Raw genomic sequence first — 24,628 nt, 5'->3', positions numbered from 1 at the left:
TCATAGCAAATGGCCGTTCGATTCCCGCGCATTAGCCGCAACGCCCGTACTTGTCGTCGTAACGGACGATATCGTCCTCACCGAGGTAAGTACCGGATTGCACCTCGATGATCTGCAACGGCACGCGGCCCGGATTTTCGAGCCGGTGGCGAACGCCGAGCGGGATATAGGTCGATTCGTTTTCGCCGAGCAGGAATTGCTCTTCGCCGCGCGTGACGAGTGCGGTGCCGCTGACCACCACCCAATGTTCGGCGCGATGGTGATGCATTTGCAGCGACAGACGCGCGCCCGGCATCACCACGATGCGCTTCACCTGAAAGCGTTCGCCGTGATCGATCGAATCGTAAAAGCCCCACGGACGGCGGACTTTCCGATGGTTGTCCGCTTCCGGCGCCTTTTCGCTGCGAATCCGCGATACCAGCCCTTTGATGTCCTGCACGTGCGAGCGATCGGCCACCAGCACCGCGTCGTCGGTTTCGATCACGACGAGGTTGTCGGTACCGACACACGCGACCAGGCGGCCGCCCTGCGAACGCGCATACGTGGCGGTCGCGCCTTCGAACAGCACCCGGCCGTTCGCGGCATTGCCGCACTCGTCCTTCTCCATTGCCTGCCACACCGCGTCCCACGAACCGAGATCGGACCAGCCCGCGGCGAGCGGCACGACCACGCCGGAGAACTTCGAGTCGGCTTTGCCGAGCTGCTCCATCACCGCGTAGTCGATCGAATCGGACGGCGAATTCAGAAACTGCTCCGCATCCGGCATGATGCATTCGTCGGTCTTTTTCGCGGCGCGGCACGCGCTCACGCAGGCCGCGTGCATAGCAGGCTGGAATTGCTCGATGATCGACAGCCACACCGATGCACGCACCACGAAAATGCCGCTATTCCACCAATAATTGCCGGACTCCACGTATTGCGTGGCCAACTCGGCCGCCGGCTTTTCGACGAAGCGCTCGATGCGATGCGCGCCGTCGGGCAGCGCGTCGCCGAGGCGGATATAACCGAAGCCGGTGTCGGCCCGCTCGGGCGGCACGCCCAGCGTGACGATCGTGCCGTTGCGCGCATGGCTGGCGGCAAGATCGATCGCGCGATGCAGCGCCTCGAGGTCGGCGATCGAATGATCCGCGGGCATCGCGACCAGAATCGCGTCCTCGTTTTCCGCACAAGCGTTCAATGCAGCCAGCGTCAACGCCGGGGCGGTATCGCGACGGCCCGGCTCGACCACGATGCGCGCGTTCACACCGATCTCGCGCGCCTGTTCGTAAGTGGCGAAATAGTGTTCGCTACCGCACACGATCACCGGATCGGCGGCTACGTCCCACGCACCCTCGAACCCCGCCATGCGCCCCATCGTTGCCTGCAGCAAGGTCTGATCGCCGACCACGTCGATCAACTGCTTCGGAAACTGTTCACGCGACACCGGCCACAGCCGCGTGCCGGAACCGCCCGCGAGAATGACCTGCACGAGCGGCAGATAGCCGGTGCCGGTCTCGTTCTGCTGGATCGTTTCGATGTCCGTTGCGGCTGCTGCCGCGCTTGCCTTACCCATTTGTTTGACTCCTTCGCATTGAAACCGGCTTGAGAATGCTTCCCCCGTGGCGGCAACGCCCATTGCGTTGCGCCGCGTTCCACGCTATGACCGACTCATGTGATTTTTTGACAGGACGTTCGCAACGAACCGACCTGGCCAACAGTTCCGCTGACAGCAACGGCTGCCGACACCGGCTAGACCCCGGCGCGAAACGAAGATACGTGGAACTGGTTGGCTGGATTGCGGCGGTCTGTTCGACAACGACATCCAGATAACGAACAACAGAAAGAACGTATGAGACACGAGCTTTGTTCACATTGGAAAAAGCCTTGCCTCGATGTGATCAATGATAGTGAGTGACAAGTGCCTCGCCCCGCTTGTGGCGCGAACAGCGGAGCTTTTGGCAGCACACGTCAGCTCTTCTTAGCAGCCTTGCGAACGAGCTTGCATCACTATTGCAGTGAAAAGTTGCAGGGTCGCAAGAAGTGTATCCAGGTGCTACCGTGTGGCTGAACCATCGCGCACTTTCATGTCAAACTCAGGACACCGAGGTTTTTCCGTGAGATGGTCCATCACGGATTCGCAGCGCACGTTTCCTGCTTACCAATCCGAGCCATTATCCAGCGCATGGGTATCACCCCCAACCGGCGCGTCATCTTCATTCCTGGAGTCGCAATGGCCTATATCTCGCTCGTTGCACTGTTTTTGACGGTCACCAATCTGGTGCCTCTGAGTGCGATCGGCTTTATTCCGCTTATTTTCTGCGCGTGGCGGTTTTATGGCCGCAGCTACCCGGACTTCATCATGCCGCTCACCGGTTTTACGGTGCTCGCGCTGCTGTCCACGCTTTTATACAACCCCCAGTCGCTGACCGAGTTCGAGTTTTACCGGCGCGACGGCAATTTTTTCATCTCCTACGCGCCCATTTTTGCCGGCTGCCTGTATGCGCACCGCTGGGATCTGAACAAGGTACTGCGCACCTTCTTCATTTTCGCGGTCGTGATCAATTTGCCGGTCTACGCGTACTACATCGCGACCAACGGCCTGCTGAGCATCTTCGTGAATCCGAACGACAGCTTCGGCAGCTATTTCATCGCACGTAACGCGGCTGGCGGCTTCTTCGCGATGCTGTTCTGCCTCGGCGTGGCCTGCTATCTGCAACGGCGCAGCACGCTGATTCTCGCGCTGCTCGCCTGCAATGCGCTGATGCTGTTCTCCACCTATAGCCGCGGCTCGCTGCTCGGTGCGCTGGCCGTGCTGCCGTACCTGTACCTGGGCCGCAAGCGCTGGGTGCTCGCGACGCTGCTCGCCGGGCTGCTGGTCGCGTCGTTCGCGATCGCGATTTACCATACCGATCCGACCGTCGACTACATGGGCTACACGTTCTCCATTCAGAACCAGGACGCCAAGCTCGCGAATCTGAACATTCGCTATGAATGGCTGTGGCCGCGCGCGCTCGCCTATTTCATGCAGAGCCCGCTGGTAGGCATGGGCTTCGGCTCGTTCGACGACCACATCGGCACGCTCGCGTCGTACTTCCATCTGATCGCGATACCGTCCGACATTACGGTCGAACACAGCGACTCGCACGCTCACAACTCGTACCTGAATATCCTCGCCGAAATGGGCGTGGTCGGCCTCGCGCTGATGCTGACCTTCTACTGGAAGCTGGTCGACTGGTGCAAGCAGGGCGCGGCATTCGCCGCGCTGGCCGACGGCGGCCGCAACTTCGCCGCGTACCGCTTCGTCGAGATCGGCTCGGTGTGCCTGCTGGTGATGTCCGCGACCGAGCACCGGCTGGTCACGCCGTCGAACGTACTGATTCTGTCGCTGGTCGTCTCGCTGCTGCTGGCGGCCCGCCCGCTGCGGGCCGCCGCGCCGACGTTCGACCCGCGCGTGGCGCGCAAGGCGAAAGTCGCCAATGAACGGCCCGCCCAGCACGTGGTGCCGAGCCGATAAGATCGGAAGAGTTAGCTCGATCCCGCTTCCGCACGGGAGCGGATCGAAGCGAGTCAAAGCGAATCGAAGCGGATTTGACCGGGTTGAAGCGAATCGACGGCAAGCGGTATTAGCCGCGAACAGACCGGAAGAGATCGGGATAGAGAGGCCGCGAGTTCGCGGCTTTCTTTTCTGGAGGGATTCATACAAGCCGCGGCATGCCCGTGAAGGCCGCCGCGCTCACGTCCGGCTGCGCATGCATCCATCGCACGCAACCCGAACGTGGTGAAGCAGCGCCCGCTCAGGGCGTCACATCGGCCAGATGACGCGCATCGACCGAGGCGGGCCCATGATCCACATACGGCAGATACTGTTCGACGCCGGCATATGGAAGGCGCGTGTCGACAAAGCTCATCAGCGCTTTCTTGAAGTTTTCCGTCGAGAAGCGTTCGGCATTCTTGCGGCATTGGCGCGGATCGAACAGCCCCGCGTTCGCTTCGAAACGGCCGACCGCCTCCAGCAGCGACTCGGTAGTCTGCTCGCCGAAGAACACGCCCGTGGGCCGCTCGAGCGGCAAACCGATCACCGATTCGAGCGCGCCGCCGCGTCCGAATGCAATCACCGGCGTGCCGCACGCCTGCGCTTCGACCACCGAAATGCCGAAATCCTCTTCCGCCGCGAACACGAACGCGCGCGCGCGCCGCAAATGATCGACCAATACGTCGGACGGTTGATGGCCGAGAATCTCGACGTTCGGACCCGCCACCGATTTGATCCGCTTCATTTCGGGGCCGTCGCCGATCACCACAAGCTTGCGCTCGGGCGTCTTCGAAAAGGCCTGCACGATCAGATCGATACGCTTGTACGGCACCATCCGCGAAGCGGTCACGTAGAAGTCGTCTTTCTGCGTGCCGACCGTCATTTTCGCCAGATCGACCGGCGGATAAATGACAGTCGCGTCGCGCTGATAGGCCTTCTTGATCCGCCGCGCAATGAACTGGGAATTGGCCACCAGATGATCGACGCCATTCGCGGAACGCGAATCCCAGCCGCGAATGTAATGCAGCAGCACACGCGCCATCGCCGAGCGCAGCCCGGTATTCAGGTTCGATTCGCGCAGGTACTGGTGCTGCAGATCCCACGCATAGCGGATCGGCGAATGCACATAGCTGATATGCACCTGGTTCGGCCCGGTCAATACGCCCTTGGCCACCGCATGCGAACTCGAGATCACCAGATCGTAGCTGCTCAGATCGAGCTGCTCGATCGCAATCGGCATCAACGGCAGATACGCGCGATATTTCCTGCGCGCGAACGGCAAGCGCTGGATAAACGACGTGTTGACGGACTTTCCCTTCACGCATTCGCGATCTTCGAGAAAATCGACAATCGAGAAGATGTCCGCATTCGGGAAGCACTCGATGATGTTTTTCAACACCTTCTCGGCACCCGCCGAGACCACCAGCCAATCATGAACAATAGCGACTTTCACTTCGCCCTCCCGTGACATTTCAAATCGACTTCGACACCACCCGCGAGTGACGCCATCAATCGTCTTTCGCACCGCCCGTCTGCGGACGCAGCCCACACGCGACGCGCACCCGCTGCAACGCGCGTTCTGCACCCGGCAGCAGATGCACCAGTTCGAGCCGGATCATCACCACCAGCAGAATCACCGCCAGCGTCCCTTCGCCGATCACCCGCGCGCCCGCCATCCCGAGCGCGCCGAAATGCGGTGCGAGGGCTAGCGCCGAGACCAGATTGAACACACCCGAGGCCACCCCCGCGATGGCGAGCAGCCGGTCCTTCTTGCGCGGCACGAATACATAAAACGCGACGAACTCGTTAAACGCCGCAAACGGAAACATCCACGCGAAGATCTGTAATACATGCGCGCTCGGCTCGAACGCGGGGCCGAGAATCAGCGGCAGCACGAACGGCGACAAGGTCAGCGCGCCGCAGAACACCAGCATCCCGTAGCCCATCAACAGCATTGCGCCACGGCGCGTCGTGAAGTGCGCGCCCTCCTTGTCACCCTCGGCGAGCTGCCGCGAAATGGTCGGAATGAACACCTGCGAGGCCGGCCCCATCAGGCTCAGGCCGATCGTCGCGAAGCGCTCGGCCGCGCCGAAATAGCCGACCTGCTGCGGCGTCGACAGCAGCGTCAGCAAATACGTCGACGATGCGGTCAACACGACCGAGCCGGACGAATAGCAGAACAGCATCGTCGAATTGCGCACCAGCGGCACGACACCGGTAAGCCGCAGACGCGGCCAACCGAGTTGCCATGTCGTCATTCCATAAGAAATGATCGACGACGCGATACCGGCGATCAGCAGCGCGGCCAGCACCCACACCGCGTCGCCCGGACCCTTCACGAGCGTGAGCACCAGCACGAGGCTCACCGCGAAGCCGAATACCTCGATCATGATCGGCGTGCGGAAGTGCTGGCGGCCCTGAAACAGCCAGCCCAGATTGAGTGCCGAGACGATCCCGAGCGCGGTCGCGAGGAAGCCGATCAACGGCCGCTCCGACAACACCGGCGAGCACATCGTCGCGACCACGCCGATCACCGCGCCGAGCAGACCCAGCAATAGCCGCGCGCTGACATGCAGCGAATAGATCTCGTTGCACTCCTGCGCGGACTGCGCCTTGGACACCTCGCGCATACCGACGAACGTGAAGCCGTAACTGACCAGCATCCAGATCACGTTCATCAGCGACATCGACGCCAGCACGCGACCGTACTCGGCCACGCCGAGCACGCGCCCATAGAACGGCACGACGATGATGAGGTACACATACCTCATCAGATAGCCGCCATACACAAAGGCGATTACATTCGCGCCCGCGCGTCGAGTCATCCCTTCCTCCTTCGCGCTCATCGGCCGGCCGCGCGGCGACGCGCAAGCGGGTTGGCGATATAACGCACCGCGAAATCGGACAACGGCGAATAGGGCACCAGACACAGACTGGACAGCACCAGCGTGCCGAGCTTTTTCTTCGGTCCCCAGAACGGATTGGCGACGATCGTATGCAGATAGCTGCGCGAATCGCGCAGCATCCAGCGCCACCGCGAGAACAGTCGCGCGTGATAGACGTGCGAGCAGAACGTCGCCTTCTCGAGCGAAAAGTCGAGAAAAGTGGGCGCCAGCTGGATGTCGAGCCGGTCGCGCGCGATATTGCGCAAGATCGCCCAGCGCATGCTGAAAGCGCGCGGCGCTTTCGTCAGTTGCTCGGAGTTCGCGAACGACACCGTGTCGCCGCCCGCGTTATGCACGCGGTAGCCGCCGAGCGATTTGCGCACAGTCGCGATCGGGCCGGTCAGCGCTACTCCATAGATCGCGTAAAAGTCCGCGCCATAGCGATTGATGCCCTCTTCGGGCACGGGAAAGATCTGCTTGAGCGCGCTCACACGGTACGCGTTGCCCGACGCGGGCGGCGACGGATACAGCCAGCCCGCGCGCAGCAGCTTGCCGCAGTCCTGCGGCGGCTCGCTATTGGGCACCGAAGCACCCGTGCGTGCGCCTTCGCTGTCCATGACGTCGAGACGGAATTGCACCTTCGCCCATGCGCCCGATTCGAACAGCCGCATCACCTCGGACACCGCGCTCGGATACAGCACGTCGTCCGAATCGAGAAAAATGACATATTCGGTGTCGATCAGTTCGATCGCATGGTTATACGCGGACACCTGCCCGCCATTACTCTTGAATACCGCCTGCACGCGCTCGCCATAGCTTTCGATGATCGCGCGCGAACCGTCGGTCGAGCCGTCGTCGACGACCATCACTTTGGTCGCCGGATAATCCTGTGCGAGCGCGGAGTCGATCGCCGCGGCCAGATAGCGTTCGTAGTTGTAGTTACAGATCGCAATGGTGACGTTATTCATGATGCCTCGACGCTATCGGTCAGTTTCGATCCGCCGGTTCCCGGCGGGCATAAAACACACGATATATGGAGATGCGACGCGCTACGCTGCATTGCGCACCACCAGATAAGCCAGATGTTTCGGTGGGTTGTTGCGCGCGCCGTTGACACGGTCGGGGACTCGGAAACGCAGTTTCATCAGATCGTTATCCCAATCGATTGCCAGCTGGTTCGACGCGCTGGTCTCGCCGCTGAGCGCATCGACAAAAGCGGTCCTTACGGTGCCGGCGCGCAACGCTTGCAAGCCGCCGATGCGAATTTCCTGCCAGCCCGCATTCGCGCTGACCTGCAGCACCAGATCGCGGCCGGACAATAGCGCTTTCGCAGCAACGCCCGGGCCTGTCTGCACGGGGTTCGCGAAACTCGCGAGTTCGCCGCCGACGGTCTGACGCAGCACGACGAGGCTGCGGCCGGACACGTTGTAAGTTCGCGCCGGCGGCCCGCGATGGGTCAGACGGAAGGGTTCGAAACCGTCCCAGTGATAGATCATCGACACGTACTTGTTCGGATCGTCCCACTGTCTGTCGAGCGCCCACACCGCGAAATCGAAGAAATAGCGCGGCAGGTAATGCGGGTCCTTCATGTACTCGTCGCCGATCTCGGTCTGCCAGATACCGCGCGCCGGACCGTTCTTCACATACTGCTGATAAAGCGACTCCATGTCGGACACCGACAGATAATGCGTGTCGATGTAATCGACCCAGTCGAGCATCCGTTCCTTCGATGCCGGGCTGCGGTATTCGAGCCAGCGCTGAAAGTTGTCCAGACCGCCCTGGTCCGGCCAGCCGCCATACACGATGTAAGCGTGATACTTGCGGATGATGCGCGCGGCCGGCAGATGAATTTTTTCGACGTAGTCCTGCATTGCGCGCTCGTACGGCTTCGCGCGCTTCTCGTCCTTGTCGAAATGCGGTCCGTGCCAGAACGTCGCCTGCGGAAGTCCGCCAGACAGCTTGCCGGCCGCCTCGTTCCAGATCTGGAAATAGCGCAGGTTATACGGGGGCGCCGAGTACTTGCGAACCACCGCTTCGACGTATTGCTCCCACGGGCCGACATCGACCGGCGCCGAGTTGCCGTCGCCGGGCACGCTCGCATTCCATTCCGGCGTATAGCCGAGCAGCAGCAGCGAACCGATGCCGTTGCGCTCGTTGCGAATCAGTACCGACGGTAGATCGCTATCGAATGCGGAGCCGGTTTTGTCGATCCGCATGTTCTCGCCACGGCGGTCGGGTTGCCCCGGCCCCACCGAGCCGCGCCCCCAACTGATGCCCATCGCGCGCCACATCTCGAAGTCGGTAGGCGAGCCGGCCCAGCCGTTGGTTCCGATCAGATCGGTCATCATGCGAGCGCCGGCAGCGGCGCGCGGCGGCTGGGCGTTCTGCGCCAATGCATATGCGGGAGCGCTACGCGTCAGCGGCAACACGCCGCCTGCGGCGAGCGCGGCAAGCGCGCGCAATGCACGTCTTCGACCGGCACGGGTTTTCACGTGATTCATATTCGTGTCCGCCCATTGCTAGCTCGCCGACGCACGCGGCGCCAGGTTGGCCAGCCGGGTGCCGGTCTGACCGTGGAGAATGTCGAGAACCTTCTTCGCGGAGCGCTCCCAGCGATACTCGCGCGCATGCGCGAGGCCCGCGCTTCGATAGCGCTGGCGCAATTGCGGATCGCTCATCATCTGGGTGATTTTCGCGGCGATGTCGTCGGGCGAAGTGGCCTCGCAGTACATCGCGGCATCCCCGCACGCTTCCGGAATCGATGTGCGCGCCGACGCGATTACCGGACAGCCGCAGTACATCGCTTCGAGCGGCGGCAAACCGAACCCTTCGTACAGCGATGGAAACACGAGACAACCGGCATTCTCGTACAGCGACTTCAATTCGCCGTCCGATACGAATCCGGCCCACACGATCCGCCGCGAGCGCGCGGGCGGCTGCGCACCCTCACCGCTGAAAACGCGCGAGTTCTTGCCGCCGACGATCACGAATTTGACGTCGGCCAGATGGTCGAGCCGCTCGATCGCATCGAGCACGCCTTGCAGGTTCTTGCGCGGATCGAGACTGCCGACGATCACGCAATAAGCGTCCTTGTTCAATTCGAGGCGCTGAAGCACCGCGGGGTCCGCGACGATCCGGTCGAGATGGTCGGCGCCCGGCGTGACGACTTTCACGCGCGACTCATCGATCTTCAGATGATGACAGATACGCATCTTCGAGAACGTCGAGACGGTCAGCACCGTCGGCTGGGTACGCGGCAGCAACGAAAAGCACAGCCGGTACCAGAGCCGGAATTTTCTCGAGAAGCCATTGGGCACGTCGTACACGGCCATATCGTGCACCATCACGACCTGGCCGCGCTTGAACAACGGATTGGTATTGCACAGACTGAGCAGCGTAATGCCGCGCGCCGCGAGCGGCAGCGTGATCTGCTCCCACAGCGTGCCGCGCAGCCCCGGCACCCGCCGCTGCGGCTGCAGCAGCGCGCCCGGCGCGACCGCGTTCTGCGGCACCAACAGCTCCGGCTCGTCGCCGGGGTCGGAGTTCATCTGCATCGCCCGTGTCAGTTCATACGCAACGCGCTGAACCCCCGTGACAGACTGCGAAGTAAATTTTCCGTTGATTGCAAAGGCCATCTGCTGATTCTCCGTTTTACGCCGTCGCAAGCCGCTCAATTGCCCTTTCCTTCCTGTTTGTTGTGTTCAATTCCGAACCGCTCACGCGCCGTGCGGCGCCTGGCGCGTGGCGTCGTCCTCGCCGTAATCGCTGGCGTAATTGGTTTCGTAGTCGTAGTTTTTGGTGCTCCGGCGCAACGGAATGCCGTTGAACACCGCGCCCGCGATCCGGCCTTCCGCACGATCGACCTTCTTGACCGTGTCGGCGATTTCCTCTTCGCTCTGCATACCCGAGCGCAGCACCAGCAGCGACGAGCCCGCATCGCTCGCGATGATCGACGCATCGGTGACCGCGAGGAACGGCGGCGTGTCGATGATCACCAGATCGAACTGGGTCGACAGCCGCTCCAGCACTTCCTTGAAGCGCGGCTTCATCAAGAGTGCCGCCGGGTTCTCCGGGCGCACGCCGCACGACAGGAACGTCAAACCGTCAATACCGGTTGCGCGCAGCGCGCTGCGCAGCGGCATCCGCTCGGACAGCACTTCCGACAGACCGCCGCGATTGGCTTCATTGAATAGCGACGCCAGATGACCGCGCCGCATATCGGCATCGATCAGTACGACACGCGAGCCGACTTCCGCATGCAGGATCGCCAGATTCGCGGCGACGAAGCTTTTGCCGGCCGAAGGCGTCGGCCCGATGATCATCATGATGTTGTTGCGCGCCCGTGCGAGATCGCGCGTCATCGCGGTACGCACGCTGCGCAGCGCTTCCACCGAACTGTCGTGCGGGAAACGCGCGGCCAGAATCCGGTTGTTCTCGCCGGCATTGAACTGGATGTCGTGCGCGCCCTTCTGCATCAGCGGCCCGCCATGCGCGGCCGCCGCCGGAAGCGATTTGCGCAGGGTACTCGCCGTGTTGCGATCGAGCAGCGACTGCTGCTGGCTGAACAGGATTTCGCCGAACACCGGCACGCTCATCTGACGCTCGATAAAACGCGGATCCGTCACGCCGACCAACACGTGGCGACGCATGAACACCATTACGACACCGGACACCAGACCGAGGATCAGCCCGCCGCCCAGCACCAGCATCGGCTGCGGCATCACCGGACGATGCGGGGTCAGCGCCTGATCTAGAATATGCGCGCCGCCGGTCGTGCTCGCGCGCCGCACCTGCAATTGCTGAGCCTTCTGCACCATGCCGAGATAAACCGTTTCGGCGACCTTCTGCGCGCGCAGCAGGTCGACGCTCGCGCGCTCGGATGCGGGCATGCCGTTGAAATGCGTGTCGAACTTCGCTTTCGCGGCCTTCAGTTGCGACAGCTGCTGGTCGATGTTCTGCACCCAGCGGCTTTGCTCGGTATAGCGTTCGAGCATTTGCGTGCGCTGCAATTGCAGACTCGCGATCTGCTTGTCGAGATCGAGGCCGCCTTGCAGATACGCTTGCGCTTCGTTGGTAGGCTGCATCGATTGGGCATTCGCGCGGTAGTTCTTCAGCGCCTCTTCCGACTTGCGCAGATCGCCGAGCAGTCGCGGCAATTCGCCGTTGATGAACTCGAGAGTCTGGGTATCGTTCAACTGGCGGCTGGCAATCGCTGAATTCAGGTATTGCTGGCCCAATGCATTGGCGACGGCCGCGGCCTTATCCGGGTCCTTGTCGCGGTACTGGATTTGCAGCAGTCCCGAGTCCTTGACCTTGTCGCCGACTTTCACGGAGTTCTGAAAATTTTTCACCGCGTCCAGTTCATTCCAGCGAATCACTTCAAACTTGGTACCGGGACGCGCTGCGAGCTCTTTCACCAGCATCGACACGCCATTCTGTTTGACGGGCGTGCCCACCGTGCCGCTCACCAGCAATTCGCCGGACGGATTGAGCAATTCGAAAGCACCGTGCTCGCCGGCCACCAGCGTGAGCTTCTCTTCTTCGAGTTCGCGCGGCACGTCCAACGAGCCGATCTGTACGCGCTCGCCGCCCCACGCATAGGATTTCAGTCCCAGCCACGGCGCCGACGGATGACCCGGCGTCGAGAATTTTTCGGCGATCGGTCCCAGCACCGGAACCTGATGCGGCTTCACCGACACGTCGAAACGGAATTGATCGATGACCGGCTGCAGCACCGCGCGACTTTGCATCACCGCGGCTTCCGTGACCGGTGACGGCGCCGGTGGCGGCAGCGCTTCCTGGGTTTGCAACGCAAGTCCAAGCGCATTGGGTTCGGGCGGATCGACGCGCACGACCACGTCACTGGAATAGATCGGCGTAGCGATCAACAGATAGGCGACGGCCAGCGTGAGCACGACGACCGTCGTTACGACGATCTCCCACACGTGGTCGCGCATCAATGTGAGCATCCCACTGGCTGTGAGTTGCCTGCGCTCGCTGTCGACAGCGGGATAGAGCGAATTTTGCGGGTAGTAATCCACCGGTCTGATCCTTGCAGGTTAATAGGCAAAGCAATCGACGATCGCTTTACGTCGCCACAACGTCATGAGCACCGCCGCCCCAGAAACGAGCTGAATCGGCGGGTAGCACGGCGAAGCGACGTGCTGGGTCGGGTTAGGTCGGGGAACCGGGTTCGGGACCTCTCGAACGCCGGCAGGCAGCGCGCCTATGGCTATCCACCACGGCGCGGCCGAACGCGCTCCTCGCGAACTCGTAGACACACAGGTCCATAGCCCCATTCGCGAGAGGCACTTTTTCTTTGGATGTTGCGCTGAAGCATAGGTGGGGAAAGCGCCGGACTTTCGCCGGGGGCGCAAAGTCGGGTGCTATTGGCCGATTTTGTGGAGCAATTTACGGCGCGAGAAGTTGACAGAAAGCGTTGTTGCGATGTGCAATTGGTGTAACAGAGTTATACGGTGAAACCCGTACAACGCGCCAGAACCGCAGCGCCGTTTTCTGTTCCGAAGAATTGCGCGCGATTCACCTCAATCGGCCGCAATCCATTGCCAGATGGCGCATTCGGCACGATTTTCGCAGCGTTTTCGGCCTGGGCGGCCTAAAGCAGGCAAAAGAAAATCTTCCCTGCAGTGTTAAGTAATAGAACCATTTTAAAGAAATCGCAAGTAAGAATTTCTGCGCCCCAGTCGATTACGCCAAAACACCCCGCGAGCCGGCCAGACTCGTCTGTCACTCTTCGATGCGCTAATCTCAAGCGTAGATCTTCCCGTCTGGAGAGCCTCGCGTGATGAAGCACATTGGTCTATTCGTCTTTCAAGACTGCTCGATGGCAAGTACCGGAGCGATCGGCGACGCCTTTCGCCTTGCCAACGAATTCAAAAAGGCGGGCGGCGAAGAGCCGCCCTACAAGTTCACCGTCGTGTCCGACGGCGGCGGTCTCGTCACGAGTTCGTCCGGTATTTCAATCTGGACACAAGGGCTCGAACGCTACTGTCTCGCCGATTTCCATGCGTTCTTCGTCGCCTGTCGCGACGTGAGCGAAGTGGCGGAATCAAACGATCGCTTCCTGTCATGGATCTCTTTACAGGGATCGATCGCTTCGTTCGGCATGCAGCAAGGAGCGAACCTCGCGGTGATCTGCAACGATCCGCTGCAATCGACGGTACCGATATTTCTGTTCGATGACAGCGGCGACGCCGCGCGCTCGCAAAGCAGCGTCACGCCAACCGATCTCGCGCTTGCGCAGATCGAGCGCGACATGAATACCGACACCGCCCGCAAGATCGGCCGCATTCTGCAGGCGGGCTACGTGGAGAAGAGCCGCGCCGAATACGACGATGCGAATATCACCACGACCACCGAAAAGATTCGCGAGTCGGCCCGCTGGATCAAGGAGAACTACAGCAAGCCGATTTCCGTCGCGCAGGCGGCTGAGTCGGTCGCCATGAGCAAGCGCAATTTCCAGCGCCGCTTCAAGTGTGAATTCGGCATGACACCCCTCGAATATTTGTTGCGTACCCGTTTCGAAATCGTCTGCTCGATGCTGAAGAATACGGATCTGCCTGTCGACAAGATCGCGCGCCGCTGCGGGATGGGTGACGGCAACCGGCTCGGCCGTCTGTTCAAGGAGCGCTACGGCATGGCGCCCACCCAATTCCGCGCGCAGCAGCATGTGGAATCCGAAGAACGCTGGCTCAAGCCGGAACAGAGCTGGAGCGCCGCGGCCGAGAGGTTGCGGCAGATCCCCGCTACCGTCTGACCTCAATCTTTGTCTTTCCGGGTGCGATAACTCGTTGCAATGTTTTGTAGCGAGAGAATCGCCTCGTCCACCCGAAGGGAAATAACAATATGACAATCCTTAAATCCGCTGAGCTCGACGAGGAGGTTTCGGCAGTCGGACCGAAACCCAATGCTTTCGGACAAATCGACGGCCGCGCGGGTGCCGCCGTTCTCGCGCAGACGCCTCCCGCGCAAGCCGGGCATGCCCATGGAGCGGCGTCTCAACCGCCGTCGCGAGCGAAAAAACTGAAGGAAGTCGCCAAGACATTCCTGCCGGACGCGTTATTCGTCAGTCTGTTGCATCACAAGTGCATTGGCCGTTACCCGAATCTGTTGAATCCAACCACCTTCAACGAAAAGATTCTCCAGCGCAATCTGCACCCCGATCCACGCTACATTCCGCTGACGGATAAGCTGGCGGTTCGGGAATATATTGCCGGCAAGATCGGCGAGCAGCATTTAATACCGCTCATTAGCGCACCGGAAGAGTTCACGCCCGAAGTGTTCGAGGCGTTGCCCGAAGCTTTCGTGATGAAGGCCAATCATGGCAGTACTTTTGTCGAAATCGTCAGAAACAAGGCGGACACTTCATTCGAGAAGCTGAAAGCATTGGCCGATAAGTGGCTGACCACCGAGTTCTACTACGTCGCGCGCGAACGCCATTACCGGACGATCGAGCCGCGCCTGTTCTTCGAGCAGTTGCTGCTCGACCGGCGCGGCCAGATTCCTGCGGACTTCAAGTTGCATTGTTTCAACGGTCGTCCCGGCCAGCGGCCGATCATGTACCTGCTGGTGATTTCCGATCGCTTCGGCGATGCGACGCATGGCGACGTGTTCGACGTCGACTGGAATCGCCTCGATATCCAGATCGGCCCATACACGCGCAGTCCGGTGCCCCCGCCTCGCCCCGCGCATTTGCAGCAGATACTGGATGTGGCCGCGCGGCTGGTCGAAGACTTCGACTACGTGCGTGTCGATCTGTACGCGCCGGACGACAAGGTCTATTTCGGCGAATTGACCTTCACGCCCGGCGCGGGCGTGCTGCCGTTCAAACCGGACAGCATCGATTACGAGTGGGGCAAACTGCTCGCCTGAACGTTTGCAGTCTGCGGCGCGTGTGCACTGGCGTGCATGCGCGGGCAGTGCAGCGTGATCATTCGTATTGCTTTGAACCGGCCATCAGTTCGCGCCTGCCGATCAGTTCGTCAAGCGCCTCGAAATCGGGCATGCGATCGCGCCACGGAACGGCCCAGGCGACAATCCGCTGACGGCTGTCAGGCCGGCGTCATCCCATTGGCCAGCTTCGCGCCGGCGGCCTGCGCCGAAACCAGAAAGTCCAGCAATGCCCGCGCGGCGTCGCGCTGGCGCGCGGCCGTGCAAATCGCGGCGGTGAACACGGTTGTGGCTTGCACATCGGGCGGCAATTCGCCGAGTACGGCAATACCCGGCACGTGAATCAATTCGCTCAATTGCTGAAATCCCAACGCAACTTCGCCACGCGCGACGAGCTGACCGACCGGCACACCCGGCGGCGCCTTCACGAGCCGCGGCGCAATCCGTTCGGCCACGCCCCAGCGCTCGAACAGCTTCAGCAGATGCGCGCCGCTCGGCCCGGTCGAATAACCGACGCTGCGCGCGCCGAGCACCGCGTCGCGCAGCGCCGCTTCGCTGCCGATGTCCGGGCGCGCGCTGCCGGCCGTCACCGCGACCGCGATGCCCGAACGCGCGACACCGACCCGGCTGGCCGGCTCGACTCGGCCGGACACCACCAGCCGTTCGATCGCATCCGCGGCGAGCACGACGATGTCGAACACTTCGTCATCCTCGACGCGGCGCGCCGCATCGACGCCGCCGACCGATTCGATTGCCACTGCCCGCCCGCTGCGCCGCTCGTATTCGGCGGCGAGTTTTAGCAGCACCTGGCGGGTCGCCATCGACGAAATGCCGGTGATCGGCAGCGCCACATGCTGCCCATTCGTCAGCGCGACCACGGCCGTCAGTCCTTGTAACGCAGGCCGGCCTGCTCGAGCGTGCCGCGCATGTCGTACATGTCGAGACCGAGCACGCCGGACGCGAGCTTCGCGCGCTTGTCCGCTTCGTTGGCTTCGCGCGCAGCGGCTTTTTCGAGCACCGCCGGCGCCGCTGCGGACGGCACCACGACCACGCCGTCGTCGTCCGCGACGACCACGTCGCCCGGCGTGACCAGCGCGCCCGCGCACACCACCGGAATGTTCACCGAGCCCAGCGTCGCCTTGACCGTGCCCTTCGCGGAAATTGCCTTGCTCCACACCGGGAAATTCATCTCGGTCAGCACGCTGACGTCGCGCACGCCGGCGTCGATGATCAGCGCGTGCGCGCCGCGCGCCTTGAAACTGGTGGCAAGCAGATCGCCGAAATAGCCATCGGTGCAATCCGCGGTGACGCCCGCGATGACCACGTCGCCTGGGCGAATCTGTTCGGCCGCGACGTGTAGCATCCAGTTGTCGCCCGGCTGCAGCAGCACGGTGACCGCGGTGCCGCTCGCGCGCGCGCCGACGTAGATCGGCCTCATATACGGCTTCAGCAGACCGGTGCGTCCCATCGCTTCGTGAACGGTGGCCGCACCGAGCGCGCCGAGTCTGGCGGCCACGTCGGCATCCGCGCGCTGGATGTTGCGATAAACGACTCCGAGTTCATACATGATTACAGCCCCTTCGCTTTGAGCATTGCATCGAGACGCGGATAGACGCGCCGCGCGTTGCCTTCATAAATCTTCTGACGATCTTGCGCAGCCACGTGCGCCGCTTCGACGTAGCGTTTCGTGTCGTCGAAATAGTGGCCGGTTTCCGGATCGATCCCGCGCACCGCGCCGATCATTTCGCTCGCGAACAGGATGTTGTCGACTGGAATCACCTTTGTCAGCAGATCGATGCCCGGCTGATGATAGACGCAGGTATCGAAGAACACGTTGTTCAGCAGATGGTCTTTCAGCAGCGGCTTTTTCAGCTCCTGCGCGAGTCCGCGGAAACGGCCCCAGTGATACGGCACCGCGCCGCCGCCGTGCGGAATGACGAAACGCAGCGTCGGAAAATCGCGGAACAGGTCCGAGGTCAGGCATTGCATGAACGCGGTCGTATCGGCATTCAGATAATGCGAGCCGGTGGTATGGAAGCACGCATTGCAACTGGTGCTCACGTGAATCATCGCCGGAATGTCGTACTCGACCATCTTCTCGTAGATCGGGTACCACGAGCGATCGGACAGCGGCGGACTGGTCCAGTGACCGCCGGACGGATCGGGATTCAGATTGATCGCGACATTGCCGTATTGCTCGACGCATCTGACGAGTTCGGCAATGCAGGTGGACGGATCGACACCCGGACTTTGCGGCAGCATCGCGGCCGGCACGAAATGATCGGGAAACAGCTGCTTCACGCGATAGCACAGTTCGTTGCAGATCGCCGCCCACGTGCTCGAGATTTCGAAGTCGCCGATGTGATGCGCCATGAAGCTCGCGCGCGGGCTGAAGATCGTCAGATCGAGGCCGCGTTCGCGCATCAGCTTCAGCTGGTTGCTTTCGATCGACTCGCGCAGCTCGTCGTCGCTGATCCGCAACTCCGAGACCTTCGGCATTTCCGACGGACTTCCGATGCCCGCGATCTGGCGGTTGCGCCACGTCTCCAGCGCTTTTGGCGCGGTCGTGTAGTGGCCGTGAATGTCGATGATCACCGTGATTCCTCAATTAATGATTTGCTCTAACGGCGCGCGCGGGTTGCGCGCACGCCGCGTTTCCTATGCGGGTTCCTTTTGCTCGTGCATCAGTGCGCGGTGCCCGGCTGTGCGGCCAACACCACGTTGCTCACGCGCTGACTCACGAGGATCGCGATGGCGGCGAGCGTGGCCGGAATCGCGAGCATCGCCAGAATCGCGCCGAACTGCCAACCCAGACCGAGCAGCGCGCCGCCGATCGCCGAGCCGAAAATACTGCCGAAGCGGCCCATGCCGAGCATCCAGCTGACGCCAGTGGCCCGCGCGACGGTCGGATAACGGCCCGGCGCATACGCATTGAGACCGGTCTGCGCGCCGCTCATGCAAAAGCCCGCGGCGAATACCAGCAGCGCAAGCGAAGACGACAGCGCGCCGATATAGCCGAGTGCGAGCACGCATAACGCGCCGCCGACATACGCGGCGCTGATTACCGGCGCCGGACGCGCCTTGTCCATCACCCAGCCAACCAGCACCGCGCCGATCGTGCCGCCGATCTGGAACATCGCGGTGACGTTCGCCGCGGTCGTAACCGTCAGACCCGCATCCTTCATCAGCGTCGGCAGCCAGCCGGTCAGCAGGTAGATCACCAGCAGACCCATGAAATACGTGACCCACAGCGCGATCGTCATCGTGCTGTAGCCGTGCGAGAACAGCACGCCGATCGGCTTACGGGTCGGCAGCGGCGGTTCGTTCGATACGAATACTTCGTCGCCGTTGAAACGCGCGCCGCACACGCGGCCGAGCACCGCGCCGATGCGTTGCGAAGTTGCGCCCCGCACCGCCAGCAGACGGGCCGATTCAGGCAGCAGCCAGATCTGGAACGGAATCAGCACGAGCGGCAACGCGCCGCCGAAGATCAGCACCGAGCGCCAGCCCTGCATCGGGATCAGCCAGCCGGCCACGAAGCCGATCAATGCCGAGCCGAGATTGAAGCCGGTAAACATCACCGTGATCAGCAATGCGCGCTTGCGCTGCGGCGCGTACTCGGACAGCAGCGTGGTCGAATTCGGCATCGCGGCGCCGAGACCGATACCGGTCAGCAGACGCAGCACGGCCATTTGCAGCGGCGATTGGGTGAATGCGGTCGCGATCGTGAACACGCCGAACAGAAACACCGAAGTAATCAGCACCCATTTGCGGCCGATGCGGTCCGATGCCGGACCCGCGGTCAATGCACCGATCACCAGACCGATCGGCGCCGCGCTCATCACGAGGCCGAACGCGGGACGCGAAATCGCCCAGTCGTGAATGATCGACGGCGCGACGAAACCCATGATCGCGACATCCATCCCGTCGGCGGTCACAACCAGAAAGCACAGCGCCACCAGCAACCATTGGTACGCCGAAATAGGCCGTTCGTCGATGAACGCCTTGATATCAATTGTTTTACCGCTCGTGGTTCCACTCATTTGAATCTCCTGCCTCCATCACTGGTCTTATCGCGCGCTCGAAGCGCATCACTTCGCACTACGTTCGTACTGCGTCGCCTCCGTAACCGCCGTGACGACGGTCGCTTAGTTGCCTTATTCAAGTAACTGGCGTGAAGGTACGTTTGCCGATTCGTCAGCCAAAGCGCGGGTTAACCATAGGGCTGTTGCGAGTATCCGCATTTCTGCGATTGCGCATAGCGTCCCCGCGCACTGACCGGAATGCGACAATGCCCATCTGACAGGCGTGGCCGCCCATCCATAAGGGCCCGATTGCGGTCATTCCGACTACTCGTTCGCACACCCTTCAATAAATAAAACTGATGACGCGCGAACGAAGTCGCATAGAAGTCGCAAGAACAGCCGCGCGGGTGACGCGGGAATAGAAAAAGCGGAAGGACCGGGACAACGGTCATTCCGCCTGGGAGAAGAACCGGCCAATGAAGGCCGGCTATTCGATCGGGTTCAGCCGCCGGTTAGCGCTTACGGCGCGGCCACGCCACGCCTGGTCGGCGTGTAGGTCGTGTAGAAGCTCGAGCCGGCCCACGTGCGCGACGCCGCGCTGTACAGCGGCGAGCCCTGCGTGTAATTCGCGCCGTCGTGCCAGTCGCCCGAACCAGTGTACTTCGCGACCGCCGGGTACGGATAGACCGGACGCGATGCCGTCACGTTGTTCGACGCGTCGGTTTGATAGGTCATCACCGAATTGGGTATCTTCGCCTGCTCGACCCAGTTCGTGACCGACGTCACGAGGTCGATGTTCGGGAAGCCCTCGCCGCCGCCGCAATGCGCGACGCCCGGCACCAGATACAGACGCGCGAACTGATCGACATTCGAATTGCCCATCGTCTTCTGCATTGCTTCGTAGTACTGGATCGTAAACAGCGGCGAGATGTGCTGGTCGGCCCAGCCGTGCCACAGGATCAGCTTGCCGCCGGCCGCCTGGAACGCGGACAGGTCAGGGCTCGTCGCATCGATGAACGGATGGTTCGCCTTCAGGTACGTCGGGTAGAAGCTCGCGTCGGTATAGCCGAAGGTGTCGATGGTCGGCATCGTCGGCGAACCGGTGAAGATCAGGTTGTAGGCGCCGGTCACGATCGAATAGCTGAACAGCTTCGTGACGGGCACCGGTGCGCCGGTCGAGTTCGTCGTCGGCACTTCGACGCCAACCCAGTTTGCTTCCGAACCGTATTGCGGCGAGCCGGCCAACATGTACTCGCCGGTCGTCGCATCGGTCGGGCCGCTATAAATTGCCTTCGCGGTCGTCACCTCGGCGGCGGTCAGACAGCTGCTCGTGTCGGTTGCATTGTTTGCACACTGGATCGTGGCCGGATCGAAATGGCAGGTACGCGGATCGGCGAGCAGACCATCGGCCGCGCCGCTGCCACCGCCGCAAGCTGCCGCGACCGCCTTGTGCAGCAGCGTGGCTTTATCGGCGTACAGGATCGCATTGCCCGCGCTGGTGCCGGTCGTGCTTTGCGACTTCACGCTCCAGCCGTGATACAGCGAGTTCTGGATCTGGAAGTGCGCGGCCGGTGCGCCGGCGACGATACCATTGTAGTCGGTCGGGTAACGTTGCGCGGCCATCAGCGCTTCGCGACCGCCGTCCGAGCAGCCGATGAAGTACGCGTACTTCTGCTGCTGTCCGTAGTAGGCCTTGATCAGCTTCTTCGCGGTGAGCGTCGTGATGTGCTGGCCGCGATACGCGAAGTCGGCCTGCTTCTGCGGGTCCGAACTCCACGTCTGATCGGAGCCGGTGTGGCCCATGTCGGTCGCCGCCGTCACGAAACCGCCCTTCTGCACCAGCGGGCATTGATACGTGAAGCTGAACGAGCTTTGCTGGGTCGGATCGCTCAGATTGCCGCACAGGCCGCCGCAACCGAGTTCCGCGAAACGCTGCGTCCACGTGCTGACCGGCAGCGCGACTTCGAACGTATTCGACGGCGCGAGCGTGCCCTTCACGGTGCAGAACGCGACGGTGGCGCCATTGATCGTCGCGTTGGTGACCGTTGCGGAGTTGATCTTGCTGCCCGCGCCGCCGATATCGGTGATATCGACCGAAGCGAGCTTCGAGCAATCGACGACCGGTTGCACGACCGACAGCGTCGGATAGTTAAGAGTGCCGCCACCGCCACCACCACCGCATGCTGCGACGATCGCAGCGCTCGCGCACACGCCCACCAGCGTCAACAGCGAAACTGTACGGGTCCGGATGCTTGATAGCAGTTTCCGGGAAATCAAGGTTCTCATGCGCGATCTCCTCTGTGCGTTGTTCCAGGCTGTGTAACAGCCTTGTTTTTCACCTTCATGGATTTACCTCTCCTCTTTGATATTTCGGCTTCGAGAAACGTCGTGGATCTCTTGATGGCGGCCATGCGGTTCGCTGTTGCGCGACGGCACCTCTCGTTTTGACGCGACGTTACTGACTCGGTGAACGACGTGAAATCGCGGGTTAACCACAGGGAGCCGCGCTCGAAACCCGTGTGCGATGCCCGCGTGCATCTCGCAACTGCATTCGGCGCTGCGCACCACGCTTTCCCACAAGGACTTACGCGCGGCGGCCACAATCGGTACCGGCGCGGCGCGCAATCGCATACCGCCGCGAGCGATAAACTTTTTAGATATGAAAAGTAAGAAAATGGAATGCACTGCGCGGCGCTTATCGCGCCGGCCATTCCGGCAGCGTATCGGCGTGTCGACCACACACAGCGCGAAGTTGTGGCGTCTACCCAACGCCACGCGAAATCACATTGCGAAGTGATGCACGGGGCTCTCTCTTTTATTTATCGCGACGCGGGTTGGAGAACTTCGATTCTTACAGAGTTGCCGTTTAGCTTTTACGAAAAACAAACATCATCAAAACGTGACATAAAAATAAAACATTGTTTTTTCAACGCATTACAACGCATTCTCCGCAATCTCGCGGCGTGCCGCCGGATTTGTTAATGCGCGTAAACCCCACATGTTCGTCACTGCGTTCGCACATGCGATTGCCTATTTCGCATGGGCCGCACCACTTCCTCACGAACATCCCGCTCGACTATATTGAGCCCCGTTCTGCAACCGGCCGGCTTTTTCCTGGCGATGGCCACGGTTACGCATGACCCGCGACCGGCGTGTCCATCCCACATCGCCTCACTTCGCAGGACTAAATACAAAAGGAGATCATTACGATGAAGAAGACGCAAATCGCCCTCGCCATTCTCGCGAGTACCTTGATGGCAAGCGCGGCACATGCGCAAAGCAGCGTCACGCTGTTCGGCCTGATCGACACGGGCATCACCTATGTGAGCAACCAGTCGGGCAAGAGCAACGTGAAGATGGACGACGGCGTCAACGGGCCGAACCTGTGGGGCATGAGAGGCGTCGAAGATCTGGGCGGCGGCACCAAGGCCATCTTCGAACTGGTCAATCAGTTTCAGGTGAACAACGGCTCGTTCATGCCGAATGCAAGCCTGTTCAGTCGCACCGCGCTCGTCGGTCTCACCAACGAACGCGCCGGCAAGATCACACTCGGCAACCAGTACGACTTCATGACGGACGCGCTCTATTTCGCCGGCAACGACCCCGCCGAAATCTCGGGCCACTTCTATGCGTTCCGCGCGGGTCCGTTCAAGAAGCTCGCGCTGCCGAGCAATGCGACCGGCGCATTCGATTGGGACCGCATGGCCGGAGAACGGATCTCCAACTCGGTCAAATACGTGACGCCGGTATTCAATGGCTTCAGCGCTGGAGCGATGTACGGCTTCGGCAACGTGGCGGGTTCTATCGGCGCCGGCAACTCGACCAGCTTCGCGCTCAATTACGCGGCGAATTCGTTCGGCGCGAACGCCGCCTACACGAACATCAAGTACTACACCGCCGGTTCGCCGCAGGTCAGCGTGCGCAACTGGGGCGTCGGCGCGCATTACAAGTTCGGCGGGTGGTTCACCAATGCGCTATTCACGACCGTGCACAACTCCGCCAACGGTGCTTCGGTTTACGAAGGTTCGGTCGGCGCGCAGTACCGCATCACGCCCGCATTGGCAGCCGGTGCATCGTATATGTATATGAAGGGCAATTCGGTCGTCGACAACAATCACGCGCACCAGGCTGCGGCGATCCTCGACTACTCGCTGTCCAAGCGCACCGACGTCTATGTGCTCGGCGTATATCAACGCGCAAGCTCGGGCGCGCTCGCGCAGCTCAATGGGATGAACAGCGCGGACGGCACATCGAGCGGTCAGACCCAGGCGGTCGCGCGCGTTGGCTTGCATACGCGGTTCTGATCCGCGCATCGGCGCGAATCATCGCAGTACGCCGCGTGCCTCGCGCGCGGAACAACGCATGGCCTGAAGGGCGAGCCCGCTCCTCGGGCCATTTTCTTTCTGGATCGCCACCATCCATTCATCTGCTGATTCGAGCCCCCGCTGGCGCCCTCGGCCAGGGAAATCACCAAGCGCCTCCTTCACAACTTTGCATACAATGTATTGACCAATTCGCCGCTCCGCACCGTATATACCGTGAAAGACAACCTTTTGCATACAATGCAGGCTCCGCCGGCCCGTTCGCCGGACGATGTCTATCTCGCGATCAAGCAGTCGCTCGCCGAGAACCGTTATGGCGCCGGCCAGTATCTCCGCGAAGAGCAACTGGCGAAAAGCCTCGGGGTCAGCCGCACGCCGGTGCGCGAAGCACTGCGCCGGCTCGGCGCCGAGGGCTGGGTCGAGATCCGGCCGAACTATGGCGTGCGGGTCAAGGCGTGGTCGCTGCAGGACGCGCGCGAGATTTTCGAGGCGCGCCTGCTGATCGAGCCGTTTCTCGCCGGGCGCGCCGCGTTGAAGATCGGCAGCGCCGACATCGAGCGGCTCGGCGCGCTCGCCGCGCAGATGTCGGCGATCACGCTGCAGTCGTCCACCGCCGAGACCACCGAAGCCTGGTTCACCGCCAACGGCGAATTTCATTCGATCATCACGGCCGCCGCCGGCAACGCGCGGCTCGACCGCTCGTTGAAGTCGATGAAGGAAACCCCGTTGATCAAGTGGACGTTCGATTCCTATAACGACGAACACCGCGCGAGCAGCGCCCGCCAGCATATCGAAATCGTGCAGGCGCTCGCCAATCGCAATGCCGCGTGGGCCGAAGCAATTACCCGCTGCCATATCCTCGCCGCCGAAAAGGCGGTGCTCGACCGCTATCAACGCGAACACCCGGAACCGTAGCGCGCGCCCTGCCGCACGCCACGCTTTCAGCCATTACCGCAAAAACCGTCGTAGAACCCA

The 24,628-nt window shown here is 61.7% G+C and carries 17 protein-coding genes; 5 read left to right on the top strand and 12 right to left on the bottom strand.

Annotation, left to right across the window (positions count from 1 at the left end):
- Positions 1 to 31: 31 nt before the first annotated feature.
- Positions 32 to 1,552 carry a mannose-1-phosphate guanylyltransferase/mannose-6-phosphate isomerase gene (locus LJ656_RS26750; protein WP_230512535.1) on the bottom strand — a complete coding sequence of 507 codons (1,521 nt, stop codon included), beginning with the start codon at positions 1,550 to 1,552 and terminating at the stop codon, positions 32 to 34.
- Between the two features lie 657 nt (positions 1,553 to 2,209).
- Between LJ656_RS26750 and LJ656_RS26745 the strand changes: the two genes are divergently transcribed.
- Positions 2,210 to 3,493, top strand: a complete 1,284-nt coding sequence (locus tag LJ656_RS26745; RefSeq protein ID WP_230512534.1) for an O-antigen ligase family protein — start codon at positions 2,210 to 2,212, stop codon at positions 3,491 to 3,493.
- A 280-nt stretch (positions 3,494 to 3,773) separates the two neighbouring features.
- Here the strand turns inward: LJ656_RS26745 and LJ656_RS26740 are convergent, their stop codons facing one another.
- The 6 genes from LJ656_RS26740 to LJ656_RS26715 form a co-directional block, all read right to left on the bottom strand.
- The gene (locus tag LJ656_RS26740) at positions 3,774 to 4,964 is read right to left on the bottom strand and encodes a glycosyltransferase family 4 protein (protein WP_230512533.1); all 1,191 of its coding nucleotides are present in this window, start codon (positions 4,962 to 4,964) and stop codon (positions 3,774 to 3,776) included.
- A gap of 55 nt (positions 4,965 to 5,019) precedes the next feature.
- Positions 5,020 to 6,336 (bottom strand): lipopolysaccharide biosynthesis protein, encoded by a 1,317-nt coding sequence (locus LJ656_RS26735; protein ID WP_230512532.1) that lies wholly within the window; start codon positions 6,334 to 6,336, stop codon positions 5,020 to 5,022.
- 17 nt (positions 6,337 to 6,353) lie between these two features.
- Complete coding sequence (locus LJ656_RS26730) at positions 6,354 to 7,364, bottom strand: glycosyltransferase family 2 protein (protein ID WP_230512531.1); 1,011 nt, start codon at positions 7,362 to 7,364, stop codon at positions 6,354 to 6,356.
- Between the two features lie 81 nt (positions 7,365 to 7,445).
- Positions 7,446 to 8,897 carry a hypothetical protein gene (locus LJ656_RS26725; RefSeq protein ID WP_230512530.1) on the bottom strand — a complete coding sequence of 484 codons (1,452 nt, stop codon included), beginning with the start codon at positions 8,895 to 8,897 and terminating at the stop codon, positions 7,446 to 7,448.
- 18 nt (positions 8,898 to 8,915) lie between these two features.
- Positions 8,916 to 10,031, bottom strand: coding sequence for a glycosyltransferase family 4 protein (locus tag LJ656_RS26720; RefSeq protein ID WP_230512529.1), 1,116 nt, complete (start codon positions 10,029 to 10,031; stop codon positions 8,916 to 8,918).
- Positions 10,032 to 10,112: 81 nt separating this feature from the next.
- The gene (locus LJ656_RS26715; protein WP_230512528.1) at positions 10,113 to 12,437 is read right to left on the bottom strand and encodes a polysaccharide biosynthesis tyrosine autokinase; all 2,325 of its coding nucleotides are present in this window, start codon (positions 12,435 to 12,437) and stop codon (positions 10,113 to 10,115) included.
- Between the two features lie 803 nt (positions 12,438 to 13,240).
- Between LJ656_RS26715 and LJ656_RS26710 the strand changes: the two genes are divergently transcribed.
- Together LJ656_RS26710 and LJ656_RS26705 are read left to right on the top strand one after the other, a co-directional pair.
- Complete coding sequence (locus tag LJ656_RS26710) at positions 13,241 to 14,173, top strand: GlxA family transcriptional regulator (RefSeq protein ID WP_230512527.1); 933 nt, start codon at positions 13,241 to 13,243, stop codon at positions 14,171 to 14,173.
- 89 nt (positions 14,174 to 14,262) lie between these two features.
- Entirely contained in the window at positions 14,263 to 15,288 is a 1,026-nt protein-coding gene (locus LJ656_RS26705) for an ATP-grasp fold amidoligase family protein (RefSeq protein ID WP_230512526.1), read from the top strand.
- Positions 15,289 to 15,467: 179 nt separating this feature from the next.
- On the opposite strand, the gene LJ656_RS26700 is transcribed toward LJ656_RS26705, so the two are convergent.
- From LJ656_RS26700 to LJ656_RS26680, 5 genes are all read right to left on the bottom strand, one after another.
- On the bottom strand, positions 15,468 to 16,184 hold the full coding sequence (locus tag LJ656_RS26700) for a substrate-binding domain-containing protein (protein WP_425606020.1): 717 nt from the start codon (positions 16,182 to 16,184) through the stop codon (positions 15,468 to 15,470).
- 5 nt (positions 16,185 to 16,189) lie between these two features.
- Complete coding sequence (gene ligK / locus LJ656_RS26695; RefSeq protein WP_230512525.1) at positions 16,190 to 16,873, bottom strand: 4-carboxy-4-hydroxy-2-oxoadipate aldolase/oxaloacetate decarboxylase; 684 nt, start codon at positions 16,871 to 16,873, stop codon at positions 16,190 to 16,192.
- A 2-nt stretch (positions 16,874 to 16,875) separates the two neighbouring features.
- Complete coding sequence (locus LJ656_RS26690; RefSeq protein WP_230512524.1) at positions 16,876 to 17,901, bottom strand: amidohydrolase family protein; 1,026 nt, start codon at positions 17,899 to 17,901, stop codon at positions 16,876 to 16,878.
- 89 nt (positions 17,902 to 17,990) lie between these two features.
- Complete coding sequence (locus LJ656_RS26685) at positions 17,991 to 19,349, bottom strand: MFS transporter (protein ID WP_230512523.1); 1,359 nt, start codon at positions 19,347 to 19,349, stop codon at positions 17,991 to 17,993.
- 501 nt (positions 19,350 to 19,850) lie between these two features.
- Entirely contained in the window at positions 19,851 to 21,617 is a 1,767-nt protein-coding gene (locus LJ656_RS26680) for a tannase/feruloyl esterase family alpha/beta hydrolase (protein WP_230512522.1), read from the bottom strand.
- Positions 21,618 to 22,540: 923 nt separating this feature from the next.
- Here LJ656_RS26680 and LJ656_RS26675 point away from each other — a divergent pair.
- Complete coding sequence (locus LJ656_RS26675; RefSeq protein ID WP_230512521.1) at positions 22,541 to 23,635, top strand: porin; 1,095 nt, start codon at positions 22,541 to 22,543, stop codon at positions 23,633 to 23,635.
- Positions 23,636 to 23,893: 258 nt separating this feature from the next.
- Positions 23,894 to 24,568, top strand: coding sequence for a GntR family transcriptional regulator (locus LJ656_RS26670; protein WP_230512585.1), 675 nt, complete (start codon positions 23,894 to 23,896; stop codon positions 24,566 to 24,568).
- The last annotated feature ends 60 nt before the right edge of the window (positions 24,569 to 24,628 follow it).

The organism is Paraburkholderia sejongensis (genome assembly GCF_020880815.1).
GTDB classification, from domain to species: Bacteria; Pseudomonadota; Gammaproteobacteria; order Burkholderiales; family Burkholderiaceae; genus Paraburkholderia; species Paraburkholderia sejongensis.
Note: the sequence above shows the minus strand (reverse complement) of the source record. Positions and strands in the feature narration are given on the sequence as shown.